The sequence below is a fragment of the Planococcus sp. RAB007_Raresut genome (assembly GCF_057369535.1).
In genome coordinates, this window is record NZ_JBXYIF010000117.1 from 1 (window position 1) to 270 (window position 270).

Annotated in this window: 1 protein-coding gene; it reads left to right on the forward strand. The window is 53.3% G+C overall.

Annotation, left to right across the window (positions count from 1 at the left end; all coding sequences use genetic code 11):
* On the forward strand, positions 1-248 hold a 248-nt coding region (locus AC2Q9J_RS17965; RefSeq protein WP_499042048.1), incomplete at its 5' end, for a tyrosine-type recombinase/integrase.
* Positions 249-270 lie beyond the last annotated feature (22 nt).

Genomic DNA, 270 nt, shown 5'->3' on the forward strand with positions numbered 1-270 from the left:
TGCGGCGACGTCACAGCCTGACCGTCAAGGCGGCGGAGACCCCAGAAATCACAATGCATGAATTGCGACACTCGCATGCGACCTTGCACATTAAGGCCGGGGTCCATGCAAAGGTCATCCAGGAACGTTTGGGTCACGCCGATGCCAAGACGACGATGGATACCTATGCCCATGTAATGCACACTACTCAGGGAGTTACCGCCGAGTTGTTCTCCACTCTTATCGTAGATGTAAAAAAAACGCTCTAGGGAGCGGTTTTTGTGTGTCTGC